Here is a 5,003-nt window from a genome sequence, read left to right as displayed (position 1 = left end):
TTTTGGATAAGAGGTGCGCTGGCGCATGGTGATCCTTGCGATAAGGGCGATGGTGTCCACGTATTTTTAGGTGGACACCATCGCCCTTAATGCTGAGATTCTGAAGGTGTGTTTGCTGGCCGCTTACGCTCCATCATCGCATTTTTTGCAATGATCCCGTTCATCATCTCCGGCGAAATGCGCGGTAGCATGGCCTACGTGGTTAGAGGTGAGTCAGTCAGTCTGGACGACCAGTATGGTTGCCAACACGCCGATCAGTAACAGGCGTCTGAGTGTACGCATGATAACCTGATGCTCTCAATGACCAGATCCAAGGGCATTGGTGAAACTGGAGTCGTTGAGTCCTAGGGCAAAAAAAAGCCGCCTTGAGAGGGCGGCTTTTTAGCCAACGAATTGAGAGGTTCGTCGGCGGCGTACTGAAACAGTCGAACGGTGAGGACTATAGCTAAATCGTAATTAATGGTGCAACCAAGCGAAGAATTTAGCCGCTAAAGCGAAGCGCATTCCTCGCTGCTTAGCCTCGCATCATGGACGCATTACAGAAGATAAGCGAGGATTTGTGAATGTGGCGAAACACTTGACGAAGCCGTCAATAACGCATGTTTTCGCAGATTTTACCGCTTATCACGGCAAACTTGTAACCAGCTGAGAGTGCTTGGTATTCTCGGCGACGAACGTAGCGACCACCTGTCGGATGGGCGCTCGACTCCCTTCACCACGCCTGAGAAACGTGCCGGCAATGAAGGGGACCATAGACACTCGGTGTACTGAAACGGTCGAACATCCCTTCAGTAAGCTGTCGCCTTGACCGGTAGGGGCGGCGGTGCCGGGTTCCACACAAAGGGACCAACTCTAATGAGCTGGAAGCTTATGCTTCGCCGTATCTGGCGAGGACTGTGTGCGCTCGCCAGTGTGTTCAGCGTAGGTCGCTTGTTTAGCGGCGTACTGGACATGCTCGATCGCCTCGATCCGTAGTTTTATCCCCTGCCGTGCTGAGGCCGGCAGGGTTTCCATAATGGGGAGTTGAGCCGCGCGTCGTTGAGCTTTTTGGCTTGATGTTGCACGGAGGAGCTGAGCGCTGAATATTTGCTAGGCGGCGCTCGACCTCAATACGCTCCTCAGCGAAATTAAGCTTTTCTCTCGTATCCATCCGGCCAACACACCTTCGGCGGAGGCGTCAGGAGGGTGTGTTAGCCAGATGGATACCTTGACTATCGTGAATTTTTGATAAATCAACTGTCCACATTTCATGGAATGTGGACAGTTTTCTCTCGGGCAAAATGAAGAACGCCCGGTGAGATTCACCAGGCGCTTTGAAATCAGGCCGTGCGTTGGAGTGGGTATGTGATACCGGTAACTCCAGCTTTAGACGAAGTACCTTGTTCTCTGAAGGACTCTAGCAATCAGCCCCGCGTCGGCCGAGGACATTGCTCGCTGCGGGAATGCGACAACCTTGCTTTCGGCCAGAGGGTAGGCTGCGGCGGGCTTGATCAGCGAAGGCATTTGTAGATGCGACTGGTCCCCAGCGTCGAACGCTTCGAATGAGAAGGCCATCTGCACTTCACGTTCAGGGTTGCCAGATTCATCGACGGGTTTCATAAAAGCTCCAGTTTTGGCTGCCTTCCAGCCAGGGTGATCTCAAATGCCGCGCGAGGATAGACTTTGTACGATGAGAGATTCAAGTGTGGGAATCGCTTCCATCGTCACTGAGGCGACGGGATGCGCTTCGCGGGTGTGCATATGGCCGTCGGCGTTTTTCCGACCTTTTGGATGGGCCGAGAAAAATCTCAAGAAGCGCGCCGGCGCCACACCGTCGAACGGCATCACTCGCACCTTCTCCATCTCATTCTCGTTTTCAGTTATAGCATCCTCGTGCAGCTTCGTCGCAAGGCTCTTCCGGTATGGCTCCAAGAAATAAACCTCCCGAACCCCAGCTGCCACGATATGCCGAGCACAGGAGTGGCAGGGGTAGGTCGTGACGAACAGCTTGCCGCCGCGAATTTTTCCTCCATCCGTCGCACCGGCGCTCAAAAGCGCATGCATTTCCGCGTGAACCGCTCGTGAAAACTCAATCAGGCTCTTTAGCTGCGATTTCTTGCGGATAATTTTGTAAACCGCATCTCGCTTCCCTACGTCGATCAGACCCTCCTGGATAAGGAGGTCCACAATCGCATTCGAGATTAGCCGTTTCTCCTGATCGTTCGAGCACAAGCCACCATCCAGGTTCCAGCAGCGTCGATCCTCATCAGGAGAGCTGCCATAGGTCTCAGTTTGGTACAGGCCGCCAAAGGCTTTCGGTACATCATTCCAACCAGTAGCAAGAATTTCGCCTTCGCTGCTGGTAATAGAGGCTCCGACCTGGCGAGACAGGCATGCAGAGTTACGAGCTGCAGAGAATGCTGCGTACATTGCCCTCTCATTCAAGGTCGGCGTTGCGATTACCGTGCCCAGCATGAGGTCCAGGAAGCGCTTCACGCGCCCCTTTCGATGGGTGTCCGTGGTCTTGTCGACTCGAAGGAAAAAGTCGGCCTGGGGGAAGGTGTCTTCGACGCGCTGGCCATGATCGATTTCCTCACCAGAGTCGCGATCAATCAAATCGTGGATGTGATCTTCTGGCCCTTTTGCGCGCTCCAAACGGGCGATCCGCATTTCTATAGGCGAATACACCCCGACAACTTGAAGCATATCGCCGTAAACGGAGCGGAGTAGCTTGAGCTCATCGATGTGCTTGATCGAGTCGATGATGTGGCAGTAACGCACGGTCACTTTCGGTATGGTTGCCGCGCCGTCTTCTACCAGCTCAGCAGGTTTTGCTTCCTCGAACGCCTTTTGAGCCCTTTCCCGCTCAAGCGTGATCCGTCTCACCGCAAACCGGGCCAGAATTTCGTTGCCATGTTCAGCACGAAGCTCGTTGCCGGCCTCGATCAGCTTGCAAATGGACTTTTCATCTCCGAGTTGCTTGTGGTGACGAATATCCTCACTTAGCCGAATGATGTTCACAGTTTCGTAGTTGTAATCCGTTCCTTTGAGCAGATCCTTGAACGTCTTAGCTACGTCGTGAAGGGGCGTACCCATGGGTCCGCACAACGCGATAACGATTTCTGGGGTAATGGTCTTGCTGATCGCGCCAACGTCATCGAAATGACCATCGCGGTCATTGTTTGCTGATGGGCGAAGCCGGAAATCAGGTTGAGCCATTTTCAGTCCCTAGAGTAGATAGCGTGGAGACGGATAATCGCATACTGATATCAACGCCGTGTACCCTGACGACGTACGGATTGTCAGGGCGTTTCGGCCGTTTCAACCCCCAATCTCGGGCACTTACCTGCACGTTTTTCAAGACAGCCCGCTTCGTTGATCGACCGACTGCAGCTCAGCTGAGTACTGGCTCGGCGATGCCACCCATCTATTGTCCATGGGGCACAGCAGAAGCAGAATGGTATAGTCTCTGATTAATTTGCATAACAGCCGCAGGAAGCTGCTGGGAGATTTCACATGGCGATCTACACCGCAGGCTATGAGGGGTTGTCTATCGAAGCCTTCATCGCTCGTCTAAAGCAAGCTCAGATCGACAAGGTTCTGGACGTTCGAGAATACCCTCTGTCCCGAAAGCCTGGTTTCTCAAAAAAGGCTTTTGCCCAGTGTCTGGCTGATGCAGGAATTGCCTACGAGCACTCCCCGCCTTTGGGTTGCCCAAAGCCGATTCGAAACCGCTACAAAGTCGATGGTGATTGGGGTGTCTATGCGCGTGACTTCAGGGCTTACATCCGGACTCGGATGGACCTCCTAGAGAACCTAACAGCTGATGCATCCGACCAGCGCATTTGCATGGTCTGCTACGAGGCTGACGCGAATTTTTGCCACCGTAGTCTGATCGCCGAGGCCGCGAGTGAGCTGGACTCAGCCTTGGAAACGCGGCATCTGCCTCTCAAAATAGAGAAATTTGCTGATTTGCTTCGGGCGGTTGCTTAGGCGGATAAATCAGACTGATGATCAGCCACTGGTGCGGAAACCGGTGAATTGTTCCCATCAGAAGCATGAGATCTTTCCCTGGCAGATCAACTTCCAGCTTTTGCCGGAACGGCGCTTCCCATCCGTGAGGGCCGTGAGTTCTGCGCATGTTTCTGTACAGCTGGCTGGCTTCCCAATCTACGATCTTGTGCGTATGAGCTTTCACCTCGCCATCTACTACTGACTCATAGCTGTAGTAGAAATCGAAGGGTACCTTCTCCAACCGTTTGATGCTGGCCTTGACGTCGTCTTGATCGAACAGACCTGGCTGGCGCTGCATCCTCTCAAGTTTTTCAAGCTCCGCATCAGTCCAGCTTTCGGACGCAGCTTTTCGGATTTCCAAGCCAGTGAACCGCTCAGGTTTTATCAACCCGAGTGTGACGTTGGAGTTCAGCCGTGCCTGTTCGAGAGCGTCAAAACTGTCGTAGATGGGCAGCTTGCTCAGCATTCCCCTCCGTTGACTCCACTCTTTCGAAGTGGGAATGATGTCGCGCAGCTCGATCGTGTCCACGCCTATCTTATGGCTTTCCGGTCGGTGATCATTGGAGCTTTTTTCGATCAAGGCTTCGATCCACTGCCACTTTGAGAATTGTTGATCATCAGTGACCAGGCGAAATGGAACCGGATAGAGACGAATCAGATTCCCTGCGTCGTCCATTCCGGCGACGCACGATGTCTCCGTATATGCTGCGCTGGGCGACGGATATGTTTTGCATAGGATGAGTATGCGAGCTTTCCTTCTCATACAGGCACGTCCTTGTTGTACTGGCGTCCACTGTAGCGATCAGTGCATAAACTGGCTATATGATATCGCTCTGTTCTGGCCAACCACCGTCGATGGACAACGGCTGTCTTCGGCAGCTAAGGATGGTCTGAAGTAGCCATGCATTTCCGGCTGACTTCAGCCTCCGCCGATTTTGAAAGCGGCAAACCGATCAAAAACGATCAGATAACCAGCTCATTTCGGTGTTTCTAGCCGCCGAGAACACCTC

4 protein-coding genes are annotated in these 5,003 nt (G+C 53.2%); 1 reads left to right on the top strand and 3 read right to left on the bottom strand.

Annotated elements, in window-relative coordinates:
• Window positions 1-1,365: 1,365 nt before the first annotated feature.
• Both CQW31_RS30565 and CQW31_RS30560 read right to left on the bottom strand, forming a co-directional pair.
• Window positions 1,366-1,599 carry a hypothetical protein gene (locus tag CQW31_RS30565; RefSeq protein ID WP_099816111.1) on the bottom strand — a complete coding sequence of 78 codons (234 nt, stop codon included), beginning with the start codon at window positions 1,597-1,599 and terminating at the stop codon, window positions 1,366-1,368.
• Window positions 1,600-1,638: 39 nt separating this feature from the next.
• Entirely contained in the window at window positions 1,639-3,198 is a 1,560-nt protein-coding gene (locus tag CQW31_RS30560) for an anti-phage dCTP deaminase (protein ID WP_064491847.1), read from the bottom strand.
• Between the two features lie 297 nt (window positions 3,199-3,495).
• On the opposite strand from CQW31_RS30560, the gene CQW31_RS30555 reads away from it, so the two are divergent.
• Complete coding sequence (locus CQW31_RS30555) at window positions 3,496-3,972, top strand: DUF488 family protein (protein ID WP_099816110.1); 477 nt, start codon at window positions 3,496-3,498, stop codon at window positions 3,970-3,972.
• Here the strand turns inward: CQW31_RS30555 and CQW31_RS30550 are convergent.
• Window positions 3,929-4,669, bottom strand: coding sequence for a hypothetical protein (locus CQW31_RS30550; RefSeq protein ID WP_212632754.1), 741 nt, complete (start codon window positions 4,667-4,669; stop codon window positions 3,929-3,931). The genes CQW31_RS30555 and CQW31_RS30550 overlap by 44 nt on opposite strands.
• Window positions 4,670-5,003 lie beyond the last annotated feature (334 nt).

It is taken from the genome of Pseudomonas sp. 382 (genome assembly GCF_002759075.1).
Classification (GTDB): domain Bacteria; phylum Pseudomonadota; class Gammaproteobacteria; order Pseudomonadales; family Pseudomonadaceae; genus Aquipseudomonas; species Aquipseudomonas vlassakiae.
Note: the sequence above shows the minus strand (reverse complement) of the source record. Positions and strands in the feature narration are given on the sequence as shown.